Raw genomic sequence first — 25,176 nt, 5'->3', positions numbered from 1 at the left:
GCCTCGCCTTTAGCGGGTCAGTCCTTCGCGGCAAGCGCGGCCACGTAAGAGCCGAGCTGGAAGACCGTCGCCTGCTGGTCGAGCGACAGGCCGATCGCGCTGCCGGCAAGGTCGCGGGCCTTGGCCCAGAGATCGAGCGCGCGATCGAGCGCTTCTCCCCTGAGGCCGCGCGCCTGGCCAGCGATGAAGGCGGGCGCGCGTTCGAGAAACGCCTCGTAGCGCGGCTGAGCGGCCTTGAGCGCGAGCGATTTGGCGAGCGCGGCGCGCGTGGCGTTCGATGGATCGCCGGTGCGCGCCAGCGTCTCCAGCGCTTCCTGCAGCGCGCCGATGTCGAGCCCGGCGAAGCGCAGCGCCTGGCCGGGGGCGCCCTCTCCTGCCCTGGCCAGCGCGTCGATCTCCCGCCCGTCCGCATCCGGCATCTCGCGGCGGAGCACGACGCGCATCTGCTCGTCGGAGAGCGGCGCAAAGCGCAGCAGCCGGCAGCGGGAGCGGATCGTCGGCAGCAGGCGGCCCGGCATGTGGCTAACCAGGAAGAACACGGTGCCCGAGGGCGGCTCCTCCAGGCTTTTGAGCAGCGCGTTGGCGGCGCTGCGCTCCATGTCGTCGGCGGCGTCGATCACGATCGCGCGGCGCGGCGACATCGACGGCACCATCGACAGCAGCGGATCGAGGTCGCGGATCTGCTTGATGCGGATGTTGCGCCCCGGTTGCGTGGTCGCGTCGCGCTTGTCTTCGGGCACGATCTCGCCCTTCGAATCCCACGGCACGCGCTCGACGAGCCGGAAGTCTGGATGGCTCTTGGCGGCGAACAGCCGGGCCATGCGATGCTCGGGATCGACGTCGAGCCCCTGCCCGCCTGGCGCCGGGCCGGCGGCCTCGGCGAGCAGGCGCAGGGCGGCGGCCTTGGCGAAGCTCGCCTTGCCGATTCCGCGCGGGCCGGTCAGCAGCCAGGCATGATGCAGTCGCTCCGAGCGCATCGCGCCCAGGAACGCCGCCGCCTGGGCATCATGGCCCAAAAGTGACGTCATGACAGCAGATCGGAGAGGGCGGCGAGCAGGCGTTCGGTGACGGCTTCCTCGTCACCGCTCGCATCGATGAGGCGGATGCGCGCGGGATCGTCGCGGGCGAAGTCGCGAAAGGCCTGCGCGACGGCGGCGTGGAATTTCGCGTCGCGGCCGCCGATCCGGTCAGGGCAGCCTTCATCGCGCGCATGGGCGCGCGCGGCGGCGTCCTCGTCGCTCAGCATCAGCACCAGCGTTCGGTCCGGCAACGCGCCGTCGCTGCCGATCTGGTGCAGGTTCTGGATTGCCGCGTCGCCAACCTCGCCCGCCACTCCCTGATAGGCGCGCGAGCTGTCGAGAAAGCGGTCGCACAACACCCAGCGGCCTGCTTCCAGCGCCGGCTCGATGGTCTTGGTGACGTGATCGGCGCGCGCGGCCGCGAACAGCAGCGCCTCGGCGCCGGGCGTCCAGCGATCGCCCGCTCCTTCCAGCAGGAGCTGGCGAATGGCCTCGGCGCCCGGGCTGCCGCCCGGCTCGCGCGTCAGCAGCACGTCGAGGCCCCGCGCGCGAAGCGCATCGGTCAGCCGCCCCGCCTGGGTTGATTTGCCGACGCCCTCGCCTCCCTCGAGGCTGATGAAGCAGCCCTGAGCCCGTCGAAGGGTCAAGCGAAGAAGGACTTGAGCGCGGCCCAGACGCGGCCAAAGAACCCGGCTTCCCCGACATCGCTTTCCGCCACCAGCGGCATGGTCTGCGGCGGCGTGTCGGGCGTCGAGACGACGAGATCGGCGATGTGCTGGCCCTTCTTGATCGGCGCCTTGATCGGCCCGTCATAGACGACCTTCACCTGGATGTTCGACGCCGCGCCGCCCGGCAGCGTCACCGCGAGGTTCCGCGGCGCGATCAGGCCGACCTGGTTTTCGCTGCCGAGCTGGACGTCGGCCGTTTCGACTTTGGCCCCCTGCTTGAACAGCGGCTTGGCCTGCCAGGCCCGGAAGCCCCATTCCATGAAGCGCACCGATTCGGAAATGCGCTGGTTGAAGCTGTCCAGCCCCGCGAGCACCATCACCAGCCGGCGGCCATTCTGTTCGGCCGAGCCGGTGAAGCCATAGCCGGCCTCGTCGGTATGTCCTGTCTTGAGGCCGTCCGCGCCGGCAACGCGGCCGAGCAGCGGATCGCGGTTCGCCTGGGTGATCGGGTCGCCGGCGCCCAGGGTCTTGCCCCAGGTGAAATTCGGCTTGCTATAATATTGCTTATAGAGCTGCGGATGGTTCTCGATCGTCGCCTTGGCGAGCTTGGCGAGGTCGCGCGCGGTCACATAGGTGACGCCATTGTCCGGCCAGCCGTTCGAGGTGCCGAAATGGCTTTCGGTCAGGCCGATGCGTTTGGCGGCGTCGTTCATGCGCTGGACGAACGCTTCCTCGGTGCCGGCAATGCCTTCCGCCAGCACGACGCAGGCATCGTTCCCCGACAGCGTGACGATGCCGTAGAGGAGATTTTCGACGGAGACCTGCTCGTTCGCCGATAGGAACATCGTGGAGCCGGCCGCGGGACCGTGCCATTTCTGCCAGGTTTCCGGCCGCACCGTGAACATCTGGTTCGGCTTCAGCTCGCCCTTCTTGATCATGTCGAACGCGACATAGACCGTCATCATCTTCGCCATCGATGCGGGCGGAATGCGCCGGTCGGCGTCCTTCGCATAGAGCTCCGCGCCCGACGACAGGTCGACCATATAGGCGATCGGCGCCGGCGTATCGAAAGGCGGGGCCGCGGCCATCGTGGGCGTCGCGAGTGCGATCAGGGACAGCGAACCGAACAGATAGGTTTTCATATGGGCAGGACTCACGATGGTTGCGCGACGGCGTCGGCCAGCAGCCCTACCGAAAGCGCGTAGAAATTGGAGCAGTTATAATCGAGGATCACGCGGTAATTGCCGGTGAGCAGATAGGCCTGCGCGCCGGGCCCGTCGGGTTCGAGCAAGGTGACCAGCTCGGTATCGCGCAGGCGCTGGCCGCCGGTCTGGACGACGCCGCGGGCACGCCACTCGGCCACCGTCAGCCAGCGCGTATGCCGGTCATGCACGCGCGGGCAGCGGGGTGACGTCACTTTGCCGGCAACGCTCGTGCGATCGAGATACGGCGGTGCGCTTGCCGGCACACCCCAAGGGCGGCCCGGGCGCCAGCCGGCATTGACGAAATAGTTGGCGATCGAGGCGAGCGCGTCGGCATCCGACGACCAGATATCCGCCTTGCCGTCGCCGTCGCCGTCGCGGGCGAGGCGCAGATAGACGCTCGGGAGGAACTGCGGATAGCCGGTCGCACCGGCCCAGCTTCCTTTCAGCTTTTCGCGCGGGACGCCGCGATCGATCATCTTGAAGGTGTCGATCAGCTCTTGCGTGAACAGATCGCGCCGGCGCCCATCATAGGCAAGGCTGGCGAGCGAGCGCGGCAGGTCGAAATTGCCCGTGTACGCGCCGTAGTTGGTTTCGTGGCCCCAGATCGCAACCATGATCTCTTCGGGAACGCCGGTCTGCGCCTCGACGCGCGACAGCAAGGGTCGGAGCGCCTGATACTTCGCGCGGCCGCGGGAAATGCGGGCGGAATCGACATGCTGGATGCGATAGGGCGCGAAGGCGGGGATCGAACTCGGGGTCGTCGTTCCCGGCGTGCCGCCCGGCTGCGCGCGATCGAGCTCCACCACGCGCGGGTTGAACGTCAGCGTCGGCAGCACGCTGTCGAGCGTCCGCGCTCTCACGCCTTGCATCAGGGCCTGCGCCCTCACCTGGCCCAGAAATGCCTGGAACCCTGCTTCATCCTGAGCCGCCGCCGGCGCGCCGATACCGAACGCCAGAGCGGCGGCGACCAATACGCTACGCATCGCCTACCCCTCTCGTTAACCCTAACTGCCATAGCGACGAACGCTTTCAAGAGAGTTTTCTTGTGCGTCCACAGCTTCCGCGCTTAAGCGGGCGCAAAGGAAGAGTGGCCGAGTGGTTTAAGGCACTGGTCTTGAAAACCAGCGACGGTGCAAGCCGTCCGTGGGTTCGAATCCCACCTCTTCCGCCATCCTGCTTCGCCCTGCCGTGCAACCTGCAGGCGGGTTGAGGACTTTAAGACCCGCATGATCCGCGTCGCCAGTTACAATATGCGCAAAGCGATCGGGACGGATCGGCGGCGCAATCCCGAGCGAGTGATCGAAGTGCTGTGCGAGATCGGCGCGGACGTGGTCGCCCTGCAGGAAGCGGATCGGCGGTTCGGCGAACGGATGAGCGCCCTTCCCGCCCATTTGCTCGAGGAACATAGTCCCTATCGCCCCGTGCCTTTGCCTCACCGCACCGGCGGCATCGGCTGGCACGGCAACGCGATCCTGGTGCATCGCGACGTCGAGATCGGAAGCTGCGAGGCGCTGCACATTCCGGCGCTGGAACCTCGCGGCGCGGTGCTGAGCGATATGAAAGTCGCCGGGGTGCCGCTGCGTGTCGTCGGCATGCACCTCGATCTTTCCGGCCTGTGGCGGCGCAGGCAGAGCCGCGCCATCCTGCACCGGGCCGATCAGGGTGAGCCCCTGCCGACGGTGATGATGGGCGACCTGAACGAATGGACCGCGCAAAGCGGCTGCCTGCGGGACTTCGGGCACCATTTCGCTTTCGCACCCACCGGGCGGAGCTTTCATGCGCGCCGGCCGGTGGCGGCGCTCGACCGGATTATGTTCCGGGGGCTCGAGCTTAAGGATTGCGGCGTGCATTGCTCGCCCAAGGCGCGCCAGGCGTCGGACCATCTGCCGATCTGGGCCGAGTTCGCCTCGACAGCTTGACCATTCTCGGTCACTCTTGATGGCGATGCGGGAGAAGGAACTTCGGCTTGCGCTGGTCTGCTATGGCGGGATCAGCCTTGCCGTCTATATGCACGGCATCACCAAGGAAGTGTGGCGCCTCGCCCGCGCCAGCCGAGCCTTTCAAGACGGGCGTTTCTGCACCGGCTCGCAGGAAATCTATCGCGAGCTGCTCGACCGCATCGAGACGCATGCGGGGCTGAAGCTCACCGTCTTTTCCGATATCATTGCGGGGGCGAGCGCGGGCGGCATCAATGGCATCTTTCTGGCGCAGGCAATCGCGACCGGTCAGTCGCTCGACCCCCTGACCGATCTGTGGCTGGAAGCGGCCGATGTCGAACGGCTGATCGACCCGAACGCGCGAGCGACTCGCCTGTCCAAGCTTTGGGCGATCCCCCTCGCAATGCTTGCCGATCGTGGCGGCGATGCGCTCGAAAGCGTCGATCCCGACACGCGGGCCGAAGTGCGGCGCAAACTCTCCGGGTTCGTGCGTGCGCGCTGGTTCGAACCGCCCTTTGGCGGCGAGGTCTTCACCGGACTGTTGCTGGATGCGTTGGAGGCGATGGAAGCTTCCGAAGCGGGGCCGCCGCTGCTGCCCGACGATCAGCCGCTCGACCTGTTCGTCACGCTGACCGATTTCCGCGGCCATCCGCAGAGACTGAAACTCAACAGCCCGCCTGAAGTCGTTGAAACAGAACATAGATTGACCGTCAGCTTTACCGATCGCGGCGGATCGGAGCGGAAGCTCGGCGATCCGGCCGAACTCGCCTTTGCGGCGCGGGGAACGGCAAGTTTTCCGGGGGCGTTTCCGCCGTTCACGGTCAAGGAGCTCGATGCCGTGCTCGCGGCACGGGGGATCGATTGGGCGGGACGCGAGGCCTTTCTTGCCCGCACCCTGCCCCGCCACGCCGCGGCGAACATGGCCGACACGGCCGTGCTGATCGACGGCTCGGTGTTGGCCAACGCGCCGTTCCGGCCGGCGATGGACGCCCTCAAGAACCGGTCGGCGCGTCGAGAGATCGATCGGCGCTTCGTCTATATCGATCCCAAGCCCGGCATTCGCAGCATAAGGCTTGGCGGCGCCAGCGGTGCTGAGGCGCCCGGCTTTTTCTCGACGATCCTGGGCGCGCTCACCGAAATCCCGCGCGAGCAGCCGATCCGCGACAATCTGGAGGCGCTGCAGGGCCGCTCCGGGCGGATCGCGCGGACGCGGCGCGTGATCGATGCGCTGAAGGACGAAGTCGAGGAAGCGATTACGCACCTTTTCGGGGGCACGTTCTTCCTCGACAGCCCGACGCCTGCGCGGATCGCCACGTGGCGGTCGCGGGCCCAGACCGAAGCCGCCCGGCGTGCGGGGCCGGCCTACGCGGCTTACGGGCATTTGAAAGTCTCAGGCATCGTCGAGGAACTCGCCGGACTTATCCGCCGCCTGACGCCGGGCGGCGTCGGCCCCAGCCGCACCCAGGCGCGCGAGGCGATCTGGACCGAACTCGCCCGGCGCGGCCTGGACCGGGTCAGCGCGCCGGGTGCTGGCGCGACCCCTCTCGCTATCGCCTTTTTCCGCGAGCACGATCTTGGCTTTCGGATCCGCCGGATGCGTTTTCTCGCGCGGCGGCTCGCGGCGGTTCAGGAAGCAAATGTCGAGCTCACGCGGGAATGCGAGGCGTTCGAACGCTGCATCTACGAAATTCTCGCTTTCTACCTGGAGCGGGAGGTCGCCAGTTTCTTCAGCGGCGAGGTGGTCGCGCTCGCCTGCAGCATAGACGATGAGCCCGGCGCAGCGATGGACGCGATCGGGGCAGCGCGGGACCTTAGGCGCATCGACGACGAGGCGGATCGGCTGCTGTCCGACGCGCTTGCCACGCTTCCCCGGGTCGAGCGCCGGGACATGCTGTTCGCCTATCTTGGTTTCGCGTTCTACGACCTTACGACCCTGTCGCTGATGGGTGCCGAAAGCGATGGCGAATTCGACCAGGTGAAAGTCGACCGCATCTCGCCGGACGACGCGACCAGCATCCGGGAAGGCGGTGCGGAAGCGACGTTGAAAGGCATCCGATTCAACAGCTTCGGAGCGTTCTTTAGCAGAGGCTATCGTGAGAACGACTATCTCTGGGGACGATTGCACGGCGCGGATCGGCTGATCGACATCGTACTTTCCAGTCTCCCCCCTCACCGCACCCTGCCGCCGGGCATGGCAGCGGAGCTGAAACGCCGGCTTTTCCGCGCGATTCTAGCGGAGGAAGAGCCGCGCCTGACCGCCGTGCCGTGGCTATTCGAACAATTGCACGCGGAGATCGGCTAGCCTTGAGCCGCATCACGCAATAAGGTCCGGCCATGTCCTTCCTGAAGACCCTCTTCTGGATCGTCGTGGCGGTGATCGTCGCGCTGTTCTGTTTCAACAACTGGACCGTCGTTGGCGTGAACCTGTGGAACGGGCTCATCCTGGAAACGAAACTGCCGGTTTTGCTCGGCTTCTTCTTCCTGCTTGGCCTGCTGCCGCCGCTCCTGCTCTGGCAGGCCGCCCGCTATCGGCTGCGCCGTCACGAGAGGATCGATGCGAGCCTGACGACTCCGCCTCTGTCCCCCGCGACCGAGCCGATGGGACCCGCCGGACCGATCACCACCGTTCCGCCAGGCGGCGCATGACCAGCCCGATCTACGTCGCGCTCGACACGCCGGACCTCGAGCGCGCCAAAACCCTTGCGACGCGCGTGAAAAACCACGTCGGCGGCATCAAGCTCGGCCTCGAATTCTTTGCGGCGAACGGGCGGTCGGGCGTGAAGGAGATGGCGCATCTCGGGCTGCCGATCTTCCTCGACCTGAAGCTGCACGACATCCCGAACACGGTCGCGAAGGCAGTGCAGGCGTTGCGCGACCTGGAACCCGCGGTGCTGACCGTGCACGCGGCCGGCGGACGCGCGATGATGGAGGATGCCAAGGCGGCCGCGCCGACCGGCACGAAAGTCGTCGGCGTGACGGTGCTCACTAGCCTCGACGAGGACGACCTGACCTCGATCGGCGTCCAGAGCGATCCGCACGCGCAGGTCGAGCGGCTCGCCACCTTGGCGCGCGAGGCAGGCCTTGACGGACTGGTCTGCTCCGGTGCCGAAGTGAAGGCGGCGAAGCGCTTATGGCCCGGCGGCTATTTCGTGGTGCCGGGCGTGCGGCCGGTGAACGGCGCCGCGGGCGACCAAAAGCGTGTGGTGACGCCACGCCAGGCGCTGAACGACGGCGCCTCGATTCTGGTCGTCGGCCGCCCGATAACCGGAGCGGAAGATCCGGACCTCGCGGCGCGGGCGATCGAAGCGACGTTATAGTGCGTCCCTCGACTTCGCGCGGGATGGACGCTTAAGGAGCAGATCGAGTCCCCCCGCCCGTCCATGCCGAGCGTAGTCGAGGCACGCACTGGCATACTGACTGATCGCTGATGCCCCGAGTCGCCGCCAAAATCTGTGGCCTGTCCACGCCCGAAACGCTCGACGCAGCGATCGCCGGCGGCGCGCGCCATGTCGGGCTCGTCTTTTTTCCGGCCAGTCCTCGCCATCTGACGTTCGAAAAGGCGGCAGGTTTGGCCCCGCGCGTGCCGGATCGCGTCGGCAAAGTCGGAGTCTTCGTCGATCCCGACGATGCCCTGTTGTCCGCCGCGATCGATGCGGGCCGGCTGGATGCGCTGCAACTCCACAAGGTTGGCCGCGAAAGGGCGGCGGCGATCGCGGCGCGGTTTCGGCTGCCGCTTTGGATCGCCGTCGCGATCCGTACCCGCGCCGATCTGGATCAGGCTCAAGGGTGGAAAGGCCTCGCCGAGCGCATCGTTTACGACGCCAAGACGCCAGAGGGCGCATTGCCGGGCGGCATGGGCCTGCGCTTCGACTGGAAGCTGCTCGATAGCTTCGCGCATCCGGCGCCTTGGGCGCTGTCGGGCGGGCTCTCACCCGAGAATGTTGCCGAGGCGGTCGGCGTGACGGGCGCGCGGATGGTGGACGTCTCTTCCGGCGTCGAGAGCGCGCCGGGCGTCAAGGATGTGGACAAGATCGCGCGCTTCCTCCAAGCGGTCGCCGCTTTATGACGCTCTCCAACTCGCTTCGCACCCAGCCCGACGAGCGCGGGCATTTCGGAGATTTCGGCGGCCGCTATGTCGCCGAGACGCTGATGCCGCTGATCCTGGAGCTGGAAGGCGCCTATCGCGCCGCCAAGGACGATCCGGCCTTCCAGGCCCAGTTCGACGACCTGCTGGAACATTATGTCGGCCGGCCGAGCCCGCTTTATTATGCCGAGCGGTTGACCGAGGCGTTGCGCGAAAGCGCGCCCGAGGGCTTTGGCCCCAAAATCTATTTCAAGCGCGACGAGCTGAATCACACCGGCGCGCACAAGATCAACAATTGCATCGGCCAGATCCTGCTGGCGATCCGCATGGGCAAGACCCGGATCATCGCCGAGACGGGCGCGGGCCAGCATGGCGTCGCGACGGCCACGGTGGCAGCGCGCTTCGGCCTGCCCTGCACCATCTATATGGGCGCGCGTGACGTCGAACGGCAGTCGCCCAATGTGTTCCGGATGAAGCTGCTCGGCGCCGAGGTGAAGCCAGTCACCAGCGGTGCGCAGACGCTCAAGGATGCGATGAACGAGGCGCTGCGCGACTGGGTCGCGAACGTCGACGACACGTTCTACATCATCGGGACGGCGGCGGGCCCCCACCCTTATCCGGAGCTGGTGCGCGACTTTCAGTCGGTGATCGGCCGCGAGGCGCGCGAACAGATTCTGCAGCGCGAAGGCCGCCTTCCCGATCTGCTGGTGGCAGCGATCGGCGGTGGATCGAACGCGATCGGCCTGTTCCATCCGTTCCTCGACGACGCCGACGTGGCGATGCTGGGGGTGGAGGCGGCCGGCAAGGGCCTCGACACCAGCGAGCATGCCGCGAGCCTGGCGGGCGGGCGCCCGGGGGTGCTCCACGGGAACAAGACGTTCCTGCTGCAGGACGAGGACGGGCAGATTACCGAGGCGCATTCTATCTCGGCGGGCCTCGACTATCCCGGCATCGGCCCGGAGCATAGCTGGCTGCACGAGATCGGCCGGGTGCAGTATGAAAGCGCGACCGACCGCGAGGCGCTCGATGCGTTCCAATTGCTGTGCCGCACCGAAGGCATCATCCCTGCCCTCGAACCTTCGCACGCGATTGCCGCTGTGGTTCGTAAGTCCAAGGAAATGAAGCGGGATCAGATCATCGTCGCGAACCTGTGCGGGCGCGGCGACAAGGACATCTTCACCGTCGCGGACGCGTTGGGAGTGGCGCTGTGAGCGACCGTTTGTCGGCAAGGTTCGCGCGCTGCCGGGATGAGCGGCGGGCGGCATTGGTCACCTTCGTGACGGGCGGCGACCCCTCGCCTGCGGCAACGCCAGCGATCCTTGACGCGCTGGTCGAAGGCGGCGCCGACATTATCGAGCTCGGCATGCCGTTCACCGACCCGATGGCGGACGGTCCGGCGATCCAGAAGGCGAATCTGCGCTCGTTGGGCGCGGGCACCACGACGCGCGACCTACTAGACATCGCGCGGGATTTCCGTGCGCGGCACGTCGACACGCCGCTGATCCTGATGGGCTATGCCAATCCGATGCTGTCGCGCGGCGCCGACTGGTTCGCACGCGAGGCGGCAGCGGCGGGTGTCGACGGTGTGATCTGCGTCGACATTCCGCCGGAGGAAGACGATGCGCTCGGCCCGGCGCTGCGGGCTGGGGGGCTGCATCTGATCCGCCTTGCGACGCCGACCACCGATGCGTCGCGCTTGCCCGCCGTGCTCGAAGGCGCATCGGGCTTTCTCTACTACGTGTCGGTCGCGGGCATTACCGGGCTGCAGCAGGCGGCGCAGACTTCGATCGAGACCGCCGTTGCGCGGCTGCGGTCGGGCACCGATCTGCCGGTTGCGGTCGGGTTCGGGGTGCGCAGCCCCGAACAGGCCGCAGCGATCGGCCGGGTCGCCGATGGCGTCGTCGTGGGCTCGGCGATCGTCGAGCTGGTCGGCTCGGAGGGCGCGAATGCTCCTCACGCCGTCCGTACCTTCGTTTCAGCGTTGGCCGGGGCACTGGCCGGCGCCCGTCAGGAGCATGCCGCATGAGTTGGCTCACGCGCGTCCGCAACGCCATCGCGTCCGTCACCCAGAAGGAGACGGCGGAAAATCTGTGGCACAAATGCCCGAGCTGCGGGCAGATGATCTTCACCAAGGAATATGAGGAAAATCTGTCGGTCTGCCCGAGCTGCGAGCATCACGGACGCATCGGCGCGCGCAAGCGGTTCACCCAGATCTTCGACGACGGCCACTACACGCTGCTGCCACCGCCGCGCGTGCCGGAAGACCCGCTCAAGTTCCGCGACACCAAGAAATATCCTGACCGCATAAAGGCGGCACGCGCCGCCACCAACGAGCCGGATGCGCTGCTGAACGCGCGCGGCACGATCGTTGGCCATGAAACGATCGTCGGCGTGCAGGATTTCGCTTTTATGGGCGGATCGATGGGCGTCGGCGTCGGCGAGGCGTTCATCGTCGGCATCCGCGCCGCCATCGACGCGCGCCTGCCCTACATCATCTTCACCGCCGCGGGCGGCGCGCGAATGCAGGAAGGCATATTGTCGCTGATGCAGATGCCGCGCACCACGGCCGCCATCGCCGAGCTGAAGGAAGCCGGCCTGCCCTATATCGTCGTGCTGACCGACCCCACGACGGGCGGCGTGACGGCGAGCTATGCGATGCTCGGCGATATCCAGATCTCCGAGCCGGGCGCGTTGATCGGCTTTGCCGGCCAGCGTGTGATCGAGCAGACGATCCGCGAAAAGCTTCCCGAAGGCTTCCAGCGCGCCGAATATCTGCTGGAGCACGGCATGCTCGACATGGTCGTCCACCGCCGCGAACTGCGCGAGACGCTGGCGCGCGTGATCGACTATGTGATGCCGGAGCGGGCAGCCGCGTGACTTTCTCCCCTCCCGCTTGCGGGAGGGGCCGGGGGTGGGCCTTTCCTGAATGTCTCTGCCAGCGAATGGCCGTTCCCACTCCTAACCCCTCCCGCAAGCGGGAGGGGAATTGATGGACTTCGCCCGGTCGAGCGATCCCGCCGTTCAGCGTCAGCTCGACCGGCTCGCCGCCCTGTCGCCGGGGCGCGACATTCTGGGGCTGGAGCGGATCACGGCGCTGCTCGACCGGCTCGGCAACCCGGAGCTGCGGTTGCCGCCTGTGCTGCATGTCGCGGGCACCAACGGCAAGGGCTCGACCTGCGCATTCCTGCGCGCCGCGATCGAGGCAGCCGGGCTCACGGCGCATGTCTACACCAGCCCCCATCTGGTGCGGTTCAACGAGCGCATCCGCATCGCCGGCACTCTGATCGAGGACCAGGCGCTCGCCCCTCTGCTGGCTGAGGTGCTCGACGTCTCGGAAGACCTCAACGCCAGCTTCTTCGAGGTTACGACGGCGGCGGCGTTCCTCGCCTTTGCGCGCACACCGGCGGACGCGTGCATCGTGGAGGTGGGGCTCGGCGGTCGGCTGGATGCGACCAACGTGATCCCCCAGCCCGCCGCTTGCGGCATCGCCGCTCTGGGCATCGATCATCAGTCGTTTTTGGGCGAGAGTTTGGGGGAGATTGCGGGAGAGAAGGCCGGGATCGCGCGTGCGGGCGTGCCGCTGGTCACGCTTGCCTATCCCGACGAGGCGGAACGGACCATCGAGGCTGCCATCGCGGCGAGCGGCGCCGTGCGTCTGAAGCTCGGCGAGGCATGGTCCGTCGAAGGGCAGACCTACCGCGATCAGTTCGGATCGCTCGAGCTTCCTTCCCCCACACTTCCGGGCCAGCACCAATTGCTCAATGCCGGCCTGGCGATTGCAATGCTGCGGCACCAATCCGACATTGTCGTTCCCGAGCGCGCGCTGCTGGAGGGCATCAGCACTGCGCGATGGCCGGCGCGGCTGCAGCGGCTCGCGCCGGGGCCGCTTGTCGGCGCGCGCGAGGTGTGGCTCGACGGCGGGCATAACGAGTCCGCCGCACAGGCCTTGGCGGAAGCGCTGGCGGATCGTCCCAGGCTGCACCTTATCCTGGGCATGCTCGCCAACAAGGATGCCGCGACGTTCCTCCGCGTGCTCGCACCGGTGGTGCGTTCCGTCAGCGCCGTCCCGATCGCGGACCATGACCATCACGCGCCTGAGGCGCTGATCGAAATCGCGCGCGGTCTCGGACTCGATGCCCACGCCTGCCCCGACGTGCCGGCTGCCTTGCGTGATCTCGATGGCCCCATGCTGATCGCGGGCTCGCTCTATCTCGCCGGCACCGTGCTGGCGCTGAACGGCGAAGCGCCTCAGTAGAGTTCGGCGCCGTCTTCCAGCAGCTCGGCGTAGCGATCGAAGCAGCGTTCGGCGCAGCGCATCCGGATCAGCGCCCCTTCCGCGATCGCGCGGGCGCGGCGCGGGTCTTCTGCGACCAGCGGCTTCAGCGCATTCTCGTTCCAGGTCGCGCTGTGCTTGACGTCGATCTTGCTGTGGAGATCGTAATAAAGCCGCTCGCGCTGGCCGTAGCCGAGGCGCTTCAGGCCCGCCGAGACATGCTCGCAGCGCCACGGCGCGGTCAGTTCGACGACGCCCAGCGCGCCGACCGAGAGCCATGTGTAGCGCCGTGTCGTCGCCATCGCCGTCATCGCGTTGGCGAGCGCAAGGCTCTCCCAGACCGTCGTGTCGATCTGTGGCGCGATGCGCATCGTTTCGACCAGCTCGCGCAGTAGTAGCGTGTGGATGCCGCGATGTTGGCCGCGGCCCATTTCGTCCCAGTAATTCTCGGCCAGTTCCAGCTTGGGACCGAGCGGCAGCTTGACCTGCGTGTAGGCGACGAGATCGTCGAAGCCCGCCTCGCCCGCCGCTTCCTGGGTGAGGAACCAGCGCATCTGACCTTCGGTCGCGGTCTCCGCCAGCCAGGCGAAAAGCGGGTGGTTCTGGCCGGGTCCGGTTCGGTTCAGTTGCTCGAACCAGGCGACGAAGGCGTCGGGCCCTTCCGGCACCGCAGCCAGGTCGTCGGCAACTTCGGCGCGGAGCTCGTCAAGAAACGCGCCTTCGAGGCGGAGCATCTGCATGTTCCGTTCAAAGTCGCGGCGCCAATCGGTATCGGGGAACGCCGGTGCAAGGCGTTCCCTGTTCCATTTTGCCAATGTCCGTTGGAAGGCGTTATTCAGGAACTGCGGCGACGAGGCCGCAACAAGTTTTGTTGCCACTTAAGGGATGCTCCGAAGAGAAAGTCTTTGGAAGCAGAACACCTTGGCAACGAGTCGGGTTCCAATCAGCCCTCTTGTTCGGCCGCACTCGTCCGGCGCGCTTCGGCCGACACGCGCAGCCATTCGATGATGACGAAGGTCACCGCGATCAGCGCTGTCGCCGCCGTCCAGCGAAATACCGGCGCATAGCCATAGACGTCGAAAGCCTCACCCACCGCTCCACGGCCAAGCGTGCCGACCAACGACAGCAGGGACGAGAGCAGCGCGTATTGGATCGCGCCGTATTTCTTGCTGACGATGCTGGAAACGTAAGCGACGAATGCCGTTAGAGCGAGGCCGGTCGCGATGTTCTCATAGCAGATCGCCAGCAGCAGCCGCATCATTCGCTCGTCACTGCCGAAGGCCTGGGCGAGCGCGTCGAGCCGCAGGGCATGCGCGAAAGCGTCGATCATCGGCGCGCCCTCCGCCAGGTCGGCATAAAGGAAGTTACCCAGCGGCGGCAGCACTGCGCCGAGCAGAATGGTCGGAAAACGCCCGATCTTCGCGAACAGGAAACCGCCAAGGCTGATGCCCAGCATCGTCATGATGATGCCGAAGATCTTGGAGGCGAACGCCACCTCGTCCTTCGTGTATTTGAGGAAATCGAGATAGAATGGGTAAGCGAAGCTGGCCCAGATGTTGTAGCAGATCGCGTAGGTCAGGATGAACCCGATCGCGGCGAGCACCCCCCATCCCATGCGGCGTGAAAGCTCGGCCAGGGGATCGACCAGTGCCGAATAGAGATGGTTCATCACCGTCCGGCCCGCCCCCTGCGCGGGATCGTTCGCGCTGAGCACCTTGTCGGGGCGCGCCGCCAGCCGGTTGGCCAACGCCGCGACCGCCAGCGGCACGAAGACCGTGGCGACGATGATGAGCACCCCCCAGGTCTTGGTGAAGGCGGCGACGGACGGCGGCTCGGCGCCGGGGACCGCGGGCGCAAGCATCGACACGGCGAACGCGAGCAGGCGCAGGATCGCCCACAGCCAGCTTGCGCCCACCACCGCCAGCAGAGCGGCGCGCACGCCGGGCTTCAGCGCGCCGGGCTCGGCCAACGCGCCGTAAAGCGATTTCCTTTCCGGCCGCGGACTGTCCGGTGCCGTCAACGTGATCACCAGCAGACCGACGAATATGCCGGCCATGACCAGATAGACGTTCGGCCAGCTCATCCGCGCGGCCATGATCAATGCAATCGCCCCCCCAACAATGGACGCGGTGCGATAGCCGAATTGATAGATGGCAGAGAGCAATTCGACCGGCGATTCCTCGTCCGCCTGGTCGATGCGCCAGGCGTCGATCGCGATGTCGTGGCTGGCCGAGGCCAAAGCGGCGAGGAAGGCGACCAGCACGAAATTGCCGATTGCGGTTGCGGGATCGGTCAGCGCCAGAAGCGCCAGCGAGAGAGCGATGATCGCCTGGCAGAGAACGATCCAGCTCTTGCGCCGGCCGAGCCGCTCCAATCCCGGCAGCGGCAAACGATCGACGACCGGCGACCACAGGAACTTGAAAGAGTAAGCGAGCCCGATCCAGGAAAACACGCCGATCGTGGCGAGCTTGACGCCGACTTCGCCCAGCCACGCGGTCAGCGTGCCGACCAGCAGCGAAAACGGTAGCCCGGACGAGAAGCCGAATGCCAGCATGGTCGACGATTTGCGCGAGCGGAGCGCGATCTTCAGCAGCCGCCAGCCCTTGGGCTTCGGCTTCACCGGAGCGGCTTCGGGCGCTTCGTCTGAAACGGCAGCGGCCCCGCTCATGCGCGTCCACCCGATACAAAGGTAACGAAAGTCACGGCACGTGCATCGGCGACGTTCCGAAGCGAGGCAGCAGAAAGGACGATCCTCATGCTGCCATGCTGGCACAGGTGCGGGCCGGTAGGACAGCCCAAAAAGAAAGCGGCAGCGCCGAAGCGCCGCCGCTCCCTCCCCCCAATCAGGCGAAGGCGAAGCGCTGCTTGCGCGTGCGAAGCGCGGTGCCGGCAAGCCCGAAGCCGGCGATCATCATCGCCCAGACGGCCGGTTCCGGCACCGGCGGCGCCGCAACCAGGCTCGGATTGATATCGATCGTCTTCATGGCCGTGGGCGAGACCACCTGACGGCCGTTGACCCACACCGCCAGCGTCGACTGGTCGAAATGCCCCTTGAAGCCCGGACCGGTATAGAGATCGTAGCCGAACTCGCCGATCTCGAACGTGTAGCCGTTCACGCGGAGGTCGCCCGCTCCCTTGGCGTCGTCCATCGTCGAATAGTAATTGGCGAGCGGGTCGAGGCCGGCGTCGAAATCGACCGGCATGATGCTCGCGCCGAAATCGCCGGCCGAGGTCCAGGTGTAACCGTCGAGACGGAAATCGACCTTCTTGGACCCGAGATTTCCGAAGCTTGCCGCCAGCGCTTCGGCCAGCGTTTCGATCTTCATGAAGGTGAAGGTGGCGGTGATCGTATCGCCCTGCTCGATGCGCGACGTGGCGCCTGGCGCCGTGACGGCCGTATCGAACGTCGAATCGACGACCCCTTTGACCGTCGCCATGTAGGTCATCGCCCCTGCCGGAAACGAAACCCCCGCCAGCACGGCCGCTGCCACGAAACGCTTGAACATCACGCAACTCCCCTGAAACACGAGGCGGAAGTGACGCGGGGCGGCGCAGCGAACAAGGCTAATAAGAGGTTAACGCGGCTCGCGGCGCCTCTTAAGGATGATGTAGAGCGCGCCGGACCCGCCGTGGCGTTGGTGCGCGCCGCGCACGGCAGCGATGTCTGACGAGTGACGCGAGGCAGCGAGCCAGTCGCCCACCGCGGCGCGAATCATGCCGCGGCCGGAGCCGGGCGCGCGCGGCTTGCCGGTGACCAGCAGCAGGACGCGGGCTCCGCGTGAAATCGCCTGATCGAGGCCGGCATCGAGCGTGCGGTAGGCCGTGTCGAGCGTGTGGCCGTGGAGATCGACGGCGAGATCGGGCTGGACGAGGCCGCGGGAAAGACGCCGATCCCAGCTTCCGTCCAGGGTGTTTGAGGGAGGTTTTGTGCCCTGCCCGTCCATCCCGAGCGAAGTCGAGGGACGCACCGGCTTCGCTACTCGATCGGAGTGAAGGCGTGCCTCGACTTCGCTCGGCATGGACGGTTTTGGATTGGCCTCTGCAACTCCTGCGGGCCGCAGAGCCGTCCGTCCCGCCAGCGGCTCGACGCTGGCGATCACCCGCGCCCAGAGCGCGGCTTCCTCAGCGCCGAGCGGGCGCTCCGGCAACGGGGCCTCCCTGCGCCAACAAGCGGTCGATCGTGCCGAGAGGGAGGAGGAGCCAGGCGCGGCCGCGGGCGAACATGCCGCCGGCGATGCGCGCCGCTTCGTCGCCCGCGCCCCAGAAGGTGTCGAAGCGGTTCGGCCCCTTGATCGCGCCGCCGGTGTCCTGCGCGACCCAAAGGCCTTTCGCGTCGGAATTGTCGAGATCGAGGAACACGGGCGCGCCGAGCGGCGTGAAGCGCGGATCGGCCGCAACGGTGCCTCGCGGAGCGACCGGCAATCCCATTGCGCCGATTGGGCCTGGACCGGTGATCTCGCGGAAGAAGACGTAGCTGCGGTTTTCCCGCATGATCGCCTTTCCTTCCTCCGGATGCTCGTGGAGCCAGGCGACGATGCCTTGCATGCTGGTCTGGCCGGGGGCGAGCAAGCCGCGCTGCTTCATCAGCGCGCCGATGCCGGTGTAATCATAGCCGTTCTGGCCGGCATAGCCGATCCGCATCACGCTGCCGTCAGGGAAACGCAGCCGGCCCGAACCCTGGATCTGCAGGAAAAACAGCGCGACCGGATCGACCGCCCAGGCCAATTCAAGCCCGCGCCCGGCCAGTGCGCCCTCTTCGATCTCGGTGCGGTCGAGATAGGGCTGAAACTGCCCGTCGACGATGCGGCCGCGTTGCTTCTTCAGCGGGCAGGTCGCGGGATCTGCTGGCGGCGCGAGCGGATCGGCCTGGGGTGGGCAAACCGGCATCTGCTGCTCGACCACATCGTCGGGCATCCGGTAAACCGGTGCATAGCCCGGTTGCGGCTCGTGCGAGGCTGCGATTTCCGGCTCGTAATAGCCGGTCACCGTCGCGGCGCCCTCACCCACCTGCGCGGCTTCGAAGCCTGTCGCGAAGAAAGCGCGCGCGTCGGTTTCCGTCCTGGCGCGCTCGCAAACGGGCGACCAGTCGGCGGCGATGCCGGAGGGGTCCGACCGCCGCAGCAAGGACGGGCAACTCAGCCGGAAGGCGGTCAGCGCGCGGGCGGCCTGCTCGTCGCTGATCGCCAGCGACGCGGGGCCTCTCGTCACGCCGACGCTGAGCGCGTTGGCGGGCGGAGGCGTCGGCGTCGGAACGGGCGTGGGCGCCGGTAAAGGCCGCGGGCCAAGCGGCGGTTGCGGCTTGGGCACGCAAGCGGCTGCGAACAGCAGGGCCGCAATCGCGGCCGAGCGGCGGAAGCTCACGCGGCCTCGTCGGTTTCGACGAGCAGCCAGTTGGGATCGGACTCCTTCAGGTTGCGGCTGAAGGTCCAGCTATCGTTGGTCGCCACCGCGTCGGTGAGCGTGCCGGCAATGACATTGCCTTCCGCATCGCGCGTGACCGCCGCGATATCGGCAACGAAGTGAACCGTCACGAACGCCGTGCGGCCCTCAAGGCGCGCCGCTTCGATACGCGCGCTCTCGATCGAAACGAGGCGATTGTCGAGCGTGTGGCCCTCGGCCTTGCGGGCCTCGATCGCATCGTGGAACGCGTGGGCAACCTCGGGGCCGACCAGCCAGCCGAGTTCGTCACTATCGCCTTTCCAAAAGGCTTCGAGGATCATGCGATAGGCGGATTTCGCGCCGTCGAGGAAGCGAGCGACGTCGAAGCTCGAATCGGCGGACAGGATCGCGCGGACGCCGCTGGTGGCGCCCGGATCGATCACCGAATCGGCAGGAGCCGGCGTTTCGGCAACCGCCTCGGGAACGGCGCGGAGTTGCTGGACGGGAGCGAGCCGCTCTTCGGCCGGCTTCGGTGGCAGCGCCTGCTCATGGCCGCTCCGCTTGCCGAGCACCATGTAGAGTCGCAGCGCCAGAAACGCGGCAACCATCGCGAGCAGAACGATCCCGACCACCAAACCTCCGAAAGCTTATCCGGAGCAACATAGGCGCATGGCCTGTGCGATTCAAATGCTTGGGACGCGTTAACGATCCACCGCGGCATTGCGAGCGAAGGCGCTGCCTGCTAACCGCGCGCTCCGAGGGGCCGAGCGCCCGCAACATCATTCAAGAGAAGGTTCGATCGACATGGCAGAGGAAATGGGCGCTGAGGGTCAGGAGACGCTCGGCAACGGCGCGGACAACATGCCGCAGGTCGCGATCATTTCCCAATATGTGAAGGACCTGTCGTTCGAGAACCCGAACGCGCCGGCCGTCTACCAGTGGCAGGTGCAGCCGAACATCGACGTGCAATTCAACATCGCGATGAACAAGGCCGCCGACGACGTGTACGAGGTCGTGCTGAAGATCGACGTGCGCGCGCAGAGCGATCAGGGCACGGCCTTCGCGGTCGAGCTTTCCTATGCCGGGCTGTTCGGCATCCGCAACGTGCCGGAAGAGCAGATCCAGCCCTTCTGCTACGCCGAAGCGCCGCGCCTCGTCTTCCCGTTCGCCCGCCGCGTGCTGGCCGATGCGGTCCGCGACGGCGGCTTCCCGCCGCTGATGCTGGAGCCGATCGACTTTGCCGGCCTGTACATGCAGCAGGCCCAGCAGGCGGGTCAGCTCGCCCAGGGCGAACCGGCGGGCCAGGCCTGATCCGCGACCGGACCGTGACGAGGAAGCCATAGCGTGTCCCTCGTCAAATCCCTGAGTTCGGTCGGCGGGCTAACTTTGGTCAGTCGCGTGCTGGCGCTTGTCCGCGACACGCTGCAGGCGAGCTATGTCGGCGCTGGGTTTGCGTCGGACGCGTTCTTCGTCGCCTTCCGGTTGCCGAACATGTTCCGCGCGCTGTTCGCGGAAGGGGCGTTTTCGGCCGCGTTCATCCCGCTGTTCAACCGCAAGGTCGGTGAGAGCGGCGAGCTAAGCGCGGGCCTGCGCTTTGCCGAACAGGCGCTGGCGGTGCTGTTCCCGGTGCTGGCGCTGTTCACGGCGCTGATGCTGATCGCGGCCTGGCCGGTGACCTGGGGACTTTCGGGCGGGTTCAAGAACCCGACGCACGAGCAATTCGCGTTCGCGGTCACGCTGTCGCGGATCACGATCCCCTATCTGATGCTGATCTCGCTCGCCTCGCTGCTCGGCGGGATACTGAACTCGCTCGACCGTTTCTGGGTGAATGCGGCGGCGCCGATCCTGCTCAACATCTCGATGATCGCGGCTTTGTGGTTCTTCCACGGCCACGACGCGTACGAGACTGCGCGCGCGCAGTCGATTTCTGTGACGGTCGGCGGCGCGCTGCAGCTCGGCTGGCTGATGCTCGCGTGCCGGCAAGCGGGCGTGAGCCTCAAGCTCAAGATGCCGAAGCTGGACGACGATGTGCGCCAGTTGATGAGGCTGATCCTGCCCGCCGCCGCCGGCGCGGGTGCGGTGCAGATCAATCTCGCCATATCGACCGCACTTGCCGGCGGCCTGCTCGACCCGGGCTCGATCTCTTATATCTATTATGCCGACCGGCTGAACCAATTGCCGCTGGGCCTGATCGGCATCGGGCTCGGCACGATCCTGCTGCCGACCGTCTCGCGCCTGCTCTCGACCGGCAAGGACGCCGAGGCGATGGACACCCAGAACCGCGGCATCGAGCTCGCGCTGTTCCTGACCCTGCCGGCGACCGTCGCGTTCATCTTCGCCTCGGCGCCGATCGTGCGTGGGCTGTTCGAGCATGGCCGCTTTGCCGCCGAGGACACGATCCGCTGCGCCTGGGCCCTTTCCGCCTTCTCGATCGGCCTGCCCTCCTATGTGCTGGTGAAGGTGCTGACCCCCGGCTTCTACGCGCGGGCGGACACCAAAACGCCGGTCAAGTTCGCGACCATTTCGGTCGGCGTGAACCTGGTCGGCAATTTGATCCTGATCCCGACCTTGGGCCGGTTCGGCTTCGGCCATGTCGGGCCGCCGCTCGCGACGGCGGTCGCCTCGTGCCTCAACACCTGGATGCTCTATCACGAGCTCAAGAAGCGCGGGCATTTCCACGCCGATGCGCGGCTGAAGAGGCGCCTCCCCCGGCTGGCGCTGGCCGCGCTGATCATGGGCGGGGCGCTGTGGCTGCTGGCCCCGATCGCCTGGCCGTATCTGACCGGGCACATCCTGCGCCGCGCGGTCGCGCTGGCGGTGCTGACCGGTGGCGGCGCGGCCGTCTATGCAATTGCCTGCTTCCTGACCGGCGCGTTCCGGGTTAGCGACCTGCGCACGCTGCTCACCCGCCGCGCCGCCACACAGAAATAGGACCGACATGCGTATCGTTTCCGGCATCCAGCCGACCGGCAATCTCCACCTCGGCAATTATCTCGGTGCGATCCGCAACTGGGTGCGGATGCAGGACGAGAATGCGGCCGCGGGCGGCGACATGCTGTTCTTCCTCGCTGACCTTCACGCGATCACGGTCTATAACAAGCCGGAAGATCTGGCGGCGAACACCCGCGAGATGGCGGCGGCCCTGATCGCGGCGGGCGTCGATCCGGACAAGGCGTTGCTGTTCAATCAGGCGCGGGTGCCGGCGCATGCCGAGCTGGCCTGGCTGCTGTTCTGCACCGCCCGCATCGGCTGGCTGAACCGGATGACGCAGTTCAAGGAAAAGTCCGGCAAGAACCGCGAAGGCGCGAGCGTGGGCCTTTACGCCTATCCGGTGCTGCAGGCGGCCGACGTGCTGCTCTACGAGACCACGCACGTGCCGGTGGGCGAGGACCAGAAACAGCATCTGGAGTTGGCGCGCGACATCGCGGCCAAGTTCAACACCGATTTCGATACCGAGCTGTTCGTGCTGCCCGACCCGATCATCCCGCCGGCCGCGGCGCGGATCATGTCGTTGCGCGACGGCACGGCGAAAATGTCCAAATCCGATCCGTCGGACATGAGCCGGATCAACCTGATCGATAGCGACGACGACATCGCGCAGAAGATTAGGAAGGCTAAAACCGACCCCGAGCCGCTGCCCGACAATGCGGCGGAGCTCGACGGACGGCCCGAGGCGAAAAACCTGGTCGCGATCTATGCGGCGCTGAGCGACGAGAGCGTCGAAGCGGTGCTGGCGCGGTTTGCCGGCCACGGCTTCGGCGCGTTCAAGCCGGCGCTGGCTGAGCGGCTGGTCGAGACACTGCGGCCGATCCGGCTGCGGTTCCTCGATCTGAAGCACCATCACGCGGCGATCGATCGAGTGCTGGAGCGCGGGGCTGAGGCGGCGCGAAAGCTGGCCGCGCCGGTGCTGGACGGAGCCTATAAGGCATTGGGCTTGCAACGCTGAACCGTGCCCGATGCGCGTTCAACCGCCGTTCAGTGACAAGGCGTAACAATCGGGATAGGCTGATTCCAGCCCGATCCGAACGAGGTCATTTCGGCATGTCGCTGCCCAAGAAAATCATCACGGCCTTCGCGCCGCTTTCCCTAATCGCACTCGGCGCCTGTGCGCAGGGTTTCGATGCCCGCGTGTCGCGCTTCCAGGCTTTGCCGCCACCGGCGCAAGGTCAGACGTTCTTCGTTCAGGCCCGCAACCCGGCGCTGCAAGGCGGCATCGAGTTCGGCAGCTATGCCCAACTCGTCGCCCAGCGGCTGGAGCAATTCGGCTATCGCCAGGCCACCGACCCACGCGGCGCCAACCTGGTCGTGTCGCTCGATTACGATGTCGACCATGGCCATGACCGGATCGAGACGATTCCGGGCTGGAACAGCTATGGCGGTTTCGGTGGCTGGGGTTGGGGCGGTGGTTTCGGCCGGCCCTATTTCGGTCGACTCGGCTGGCGCGGCGGCTGGTACGATCCGTGGCTATGGGGCTGCGGCATCGGCTGCGGCGACGAGATCCGCAGCTACACCGTCTATCAAAGCCAGCTCCGCATGGAGATCGACAGCACTGCCGACAACAAGCGCCTGTTCGAAGGCACCGCCAAGGCGCTCTCCCGCAGCGACAACCTGCCCTATCTGGTGCCGAACCTGATCGAAGCGATGTTCACCGGCTTCCCGGGCAATTCGGGCGAGACGGTGCGGATCACGGTGCCGCCCCCGCCGAAGCGGCGCTCTTAATCACATTCCCTCTCCCCTTTTGGGGAGAGGGCGACTCGTGCTTGCGAGCGCGAGCGGGGAGAGGGGCTTTTGGTACGGCGCCCAAGACCCTCTCCCCGCTCAGCCCTGCAGGGCTGAGTCGCCCTCTCCCGCGGAGCGGGAGAGGGTTGTTCTTACGCCTCCAACTGGCGGATCAGCGTGCGCACGTCGGCGTCGAGATCGGCGTCCTCGCCGCGCAGCCGTTCGATCTGCTTCACCGCATGGATCACCGTGGTGTGGTCGCGGCCGCCGAAGCGCCGGCCGATTTCCGGCAGCGAGCGCGGCGTCAGGCGCTTGGCCAGATACATGGCGATCTGGCGCGGGCGGGCGACGGCGCGGGCGCGGCGGGCGGAGACCATCTCAGCCTGACGCATGCCATAGTGCGCCGAGACCGCACGCTGGATCTCGTCGATCGTGATGCGGCGCGTGGAGGCGTTCAGCATTTCGCCGAGCACTTCCTGAGCGAACGCAAGGTCGATCGCGCGGTCGTTGAGCAGCGCATAGGCCGTCAATCGGTTGAGCGCGCCTTCAAGTTCCCGAACGCTGGTCTGAATGCGCGCCGCCAACAGTTCGGCGACGGCTTCGGGCATTTGAACGTCCTGCATGCCCGCCAGCTTCGCTTTCACGATCTTCAAGCGCAGTGCGAACGTCGCCGGCTTGATGTCGACGACGAGGCCGCTGGCGAGCCGCGACAGGATGCGGCTTTCGACGCCGTCGAGCGCCTGGGGCGCACGGTCGGCGCTGATCACGACCTTCTTGCCGGCGCCGGTCAGCTCGTTCAGCGTGTGCAGGAACTCTTCCTGGGTCGAGCCCTTGCCGGCGATGAACTGCACGTCGTCGATCATCAGCAGATCGGCCGAACGCAGCCGCTGCTTGAACGCCAGCGTGTCCTTGTCGCGCATCGCCGAGACGAACTCGACCATGAAGCGCTCGGCGGACATGAACAGAATCGTCGCGCCCGGCACGCGCGCCCGGTAGGCTGCTCCGATCGCATTCATCAGGTGGGTTTTGCCCTGCCCCGTCGCCGAATGGATGAACAGCGGCGAAAAGCGCAGCTCGCCCGAAGCCAGCGCCTTGGCGGCGTTGCAGGCGACACGATTCTCGTCATCGACGACGAAGCGATCGAAGGTCTGTCGGGCATCGAAGCCCGGCACCGGCGGCGCGGCCGGCGCGGCGTCCTGTTCGTCCGCGGTATAGATGCGGGTGACGACTTCGCTCGGCGCGACCTCGATCCGGATTTCGCGAATCGCAGGAATTTGCGCGCGCCAGGCCAGCAGCAGCCGGTCGGCATAATGCGCGCGCACCCAATTCGCATGAAACTCGGTCGGCAGGGTCAGGCGAATCACGTCGCCCTTGTCGCTCATCCCCGCCAGCATGATCGGCTTCAGCCAATGATCGAACAGCCGCGCGCCACAGTCGCGCTTCAGCCCCTCGCGGATACCCGCCCAGGCGACCGACACCTGTTCTCCGCGATCCATAAACCTCTCACGCACCAACATTGGACCCACGATTGCCCCTCCTTCGCTCTACGGGCCCCCCGGCCGCCAGCGTGTGTCGGACACGAGTTTCCCCACGGCCGAATCCAACGAGAATCGGCGGGGAATACTCACTCGCGACGTGATCCCGGCACAGCGATTCGAGCGCCGGGAATCGATTTGTAGGGCCGGTTTCAGGAGTCGATCAAGTGCCGGTTTTTCGCGAAACTGAAATAAATCAGGTTGACGCGCATTTCCGCCATTTCCGCTCAGAGCGATGGTAAGCTGATGATTTAAATAGATAATCTCTGCTTACACGGCTGTGCAGGAGAACGAATCATGGATTGTCCGTCACTTGTTCGTAACGGTTGCGACACAATCGAAAAAGCCCGCCGGCAG

General features: G+C 66.5%; 24 protein-coding genes and 1 tRNA gene. 14 read left to right on the top strand and 11 right to left on the bottom strand.

The window, feature by feature from the left end; all coding sequences use genetic code 11:
- Positions 1-17: 17 nt before the first annotated feature.
- Genes ACFSCW_RS08865 through ACFSCW_RS08850 form a run of 4 tightly spaced genes read right to left on the bottom strand, consistent with a single transcriptional unit; the run spans position 18 to position 3,875 of the window.
- The gene (locus tag ACFSCW_RS08865) at positions 18-1,028 is read right to left on the bottom strand and encodes a DNA polymerase III subunit delta' (protein WP_380888483.1); all 1,011 of its coding nucleotides are present in this window, start codon (positions 1,026-1,028) and stop codon (positions 18-20) included.
- Positions 1,025-1,666, bottom strand: a complete 642-nt coding sequence (tmk, locus tag ACFSCW_RS08860) for a dTMP kinase (protein ID WP_380888482.1) — start codon at positions 1,664-1,666, stop codon at positions 1,025-1,027. Before tmk ends, ACFSCW_RS08865 begins: the two co-directional genes overlap by 4 nt.
- The gene (locus ACFSCW_RS08855; RefSeq protein ID WP_380888481.1) at positions 1,663-2,829 is read right to left on the bottom strand and encodes a D-alanyl-D-alanine carboxypeptidase family protein; all 1,167 of its coding nucleotides are present in this window, start codon (positions 2,827-2,829) and stop codon (positions 1,663-1,665) included. Before ACFSCW_RS08855 ends, tmk begins: the two co-directional genes overlap by 4 nt.
- An 11-nt stretch (positions 2,830-2,840) precedes the next feature.
- A complete protein-coding gene (locus tag ACFSCW_RS08850; protein WP_380888480.1) occupies positions 2,841-3,875 on the bottom strand; it encodes a lytic murein transglycosylase in 1,035 nt (344 codons plus the stop codon).
- 98 nt (positions 3,876-3,973) lie between these two features.
- Here ACFSCW_RS08850 and ACFSCW_RS08845 point away from each other — a divergent pair.
- From ACFSCW_RS08845 to ACFSCW_RS08800, 10 genes are all read left to right on the top strand, one after another.
- Positions 3,974-4,063, top strand: a tRNA-Ser gene (locus ACFSCW_RS08845).
- A gap of 79 nt (positions 4,064-4,142) precedes the next feature.
- A complete protein-coding gene (locus tag ACFSCW_RS08840) occupies positions 4,143-4,811 on the top strand; it encodes an endonuclease/exonuclease/phosphatase family protein (RefSeq protein WP_380888479.1) in 669 nt (222 codons plus the stop codon).
- Between the two features lie 25 nt (positions 4,812-4,836).
- Complete coding sequence (locus tag ACFSCW_RS08835; protein ID WP_380890067.1) at positions 4,837-7,131, top strand: patatin-like protein; 2,295 nt, start codon at positions 4,837-4,839, stop codon at positions 7,129-7,131.
- 32 nt (positions 7,132-7,163) lie between these two features.
- Positions 7,164-7,475, top strand: a complete 312-nt coding sequence (locus ACFSCW_RS08830) for a hypothetical protein (protein WP_380888478.1) — start codon at positions 7,164-7,166, stop codon at positions 7,473-7,475.
- Positions 7,472-8,146 carry an orotidine-5'-phosphate decarboxylase gene (pyrF, locus tag ACFSCW_RS08825; RefSeq protein WP_380888477.1) on the top strand — a complete coding sequence of 225 codons (675 nt, stop codon included), beginning with the start codon at positions 7,472-7,474 and terminating at the stop codon, positions 8,144-8,146. The genes ACFSCW_RS08830 and pyrF overlap by 4 nt, the downstream gene beginning before the upstream one ends.
- Positions 8,147-8,256: 110 nt before the next feature.
- Positions 8,257-8,895 (top strand): phosphoribosylanthranilate isomerase, encoded by a 639-nt coding sequence (locus ACFSCW_RS08820; protein WP_380888476.1) that lies wholly within the window; start codon positions 8,257-8,259, stop codon positions 8,893-8,895.
- On the top strand, positions 8,892-10,124 hold the full coding sequence (trpB, locus tag ACFSCW_RS08815; protein ID WP_380888475.1) for a tryptophan synthase subunit beta: 1,233 nt from the start codon (positions 8,892-8,894) through the stop codon (positions 10,122-10,124). Before ACFSCW_RS08820 ends, trpB begins: the two co-directional genes overlap by 4 nt.
- Positions 10,121-10,939 carry a tryptophan synthase subunit alpha gene (gene trpA, locus ACFSCW_RS08810; protein ID WP_380888474.1) on the top strand — a complete coding sequence of 273 codons (819 nt, stop codon included), beginning with the start codon at positions 10,121-10,123 and terminating at the stop codon, positions 10,937-10,939. The genes trpB and trpA overlap by 4 nt, the downstream gene beginning before the upstream one ends.
- Complete coding sequence (gene accD / locus ACFSCW_RS08805) at positions 10,936-11,790, top strand: acetyl-CoA carboxylase, carboxyltransferase subunit beta (protein ID WP_380888473.1); 855 nt, start codon at positions 10,936-10,938, stop codon at positions 11,788-11,790. Before trpA ends, accD begins: the two co-directional genes overlap by 4 nt.
- A gap of 112 nt (positions 11,791-11,902) precedes the next feature.
- Positions 11,903-13,168, top strand: coding sequence for a bifunctional folylpolyglutamate synthase/dihydrofolate synthase (locus ACFSCW_RS08800; RefSeq protein ID WP_380888472.1), 1,266 nt, complete (start codon positions 11,903-11,905; stop codon positions 13,166-13,168).
- Here the strand turns inward: ACFSCW_RS08800 and ACFSCW_RS08795 are convergent.
- From ACFSCW_RS08795 to ACFSCW_RS08770, 6 genes are all read right to left on the bottom strand, one after another.
- Positions 13,162-14,064 carry an iron-containing redox enzyme family protein gene (locus ACFSCW_RS08795; protein ID WP_380888471.1) on the bottom strand — a complete coding sequence of 301 codons (903 nt, stop codon included), beginning with the start codon at positions 14,062-14,064 and terminating at the stop codon, positions 13,162-13,164. The two genes, ACFSCW_RS08800 and ACFSCW_RS08795, sit on opposite strands and share 7 nt — an antisense overlap.
- A gap of 65 nt (positions 14,065-14,129) precedes the next feature.
- Positions 14,130-15,854 (bottom strand): AmpG family muropeptide MFS transporter, encoded by a 1,725-nt coding sequence (locus ACFSCW_RS08790; protein ID WP_380888470.1) that lies wholly within the window; start codon positions 15,852-15,854, stop codon positions 14,130-14,132.
- Between the two features lie 175 nt (positions 15,855-16,029).
- Positions 16,030-16,692, bottom strand: a complete 663-nt coding sequence (locus ACFSCW_RS08785; protein WP_380888469.1) for a PEPxxWA-CTERM sorting domain-containing protein — start codon at positions 16,690-16,692, stop codon at positions 16,030-16,032.
- Positions 16,693-16,761: 69 nt separating this feature from the next.
- Entirely contained in the window at positions 16,762-17,334 is a 573-nt protein-coding gene (locus ACFSCW_RS08780) for a Smr/MutS family protein (protein WP_380888468.1), read from the bottom strand.
- Entirely contained in the window at positions 17,309-18,547 is a 1,239-nt protein-coding gene (gene mltA / locus ACFSCW_RS08775; RefSeq protein WP_380888467.1) for a murein transglycosylase A, read from the bottom strand. The genes ACFSCW_RS08780 and mltA overlap by 26 nt, the downstream gene beginning before the upstream one ends.
- A complete protein-coding gene (locus ACFSCW_RS08770) occupies positions 18,544-19,197 on the bottom strand; it encodes a Tim44/TimA family putative adaptor protein (RefSeq protein ID WP_380888466.1) in 654 nt (217 codons plus the stop codon). The genes mltA and ACFSCW_RS08770 overlap by 4 nt, the downstream gene beginning before the upstream one ends.
- A 172-nt stretch (positions 19,198-19,369) precedes the next feature.
- On the opposite strand from ACFSCW_RS08770, the gene secB reads away from it, so the two are divergent.
- The 4 genes from secB (at position 19,370) to ACFSCW_RS08750 (ending at position 23,284) form a co-directional block, all read left to right on the top strand.
- A complete protein-coding gene (gene secB, locus ACFSCW_RS08765; RefSeq protein ID WP_380888465.1) occupies positions 19,370-19,876 on the top strand; it encodes a protein-export chaperone SecB in 507 nt (168 codons plus the stop codon).
- A gap of 33 nt (positions 19,877-19,909) precedes the next feature.
- Positions 19,910-21,496, top strand: a complete 1,587-nt coding sequence (gene murJ / locus ACFSCW_RS08760; protein WP_380888464.1) for a murein biosynthesis integral membrane protein MurJ — start codon at positions 19,910-19,912, stop codon at positions 21,494-21,496.
- Between the two features lie 7 nt (positions 21,497-21,503).
- A complete protein-coding gene (gene trpS, locus ACFSCW_RS08755) occupies positions 21,504-22,511 on the top strand; it encodes a tryptophan--tRNA ligase (protein ID WP_380888463.1) in 1,008 nt (335 codons plus the stop codon).
- A 95-nt stretch (positions 22,512-22,606) separates the two neighbouring features.
- Positions 22,607-23,284, top strand: coding sequence for a DUF4136 domain-containing protein (locus tag ACFSCW_RS08750; protein ID WP_380888462.1), 678 nt, complete (start codon positions 22,607-22,609; stop codon positions 23,282-23,284).
- 152 nt (positions 23,285-23,436) lie between these two features.
- Here the strand turns inward: ACFSCW_RS08750 and dnaA are convergent, their stop codons facing one another.
- The gene (gene dnaA / locus ACFSCW_RS08745; protein ID WP_380888461.1) at positions 23,437-24,780 is read right to left on the bottom strand and encodes a chromosomal replication initiator protein DnaA; all 1,344 of its coding nucleotides are present in this window, start codon (positions 24,778-24,780) and stop codon (positions 23,437-23,439) included.
- Positions 24,781-25,176 lie beyond the last annotated feature (396 nt).

This window comes from Sphingomonas tabacisoli (genome assembly GCF_042678385.1).
GTDB classification, from domain to species: Bacteria; Pseudomonadota; Alphaproteobacteria; order Sphingomonadales; family Sphingomonadaceae; genus Sphingomonas_B; species Sphingomonas_B tabacisoli.
This window is presented reverse-complemented; position numbering and strand designations above follow the sequence as displayed.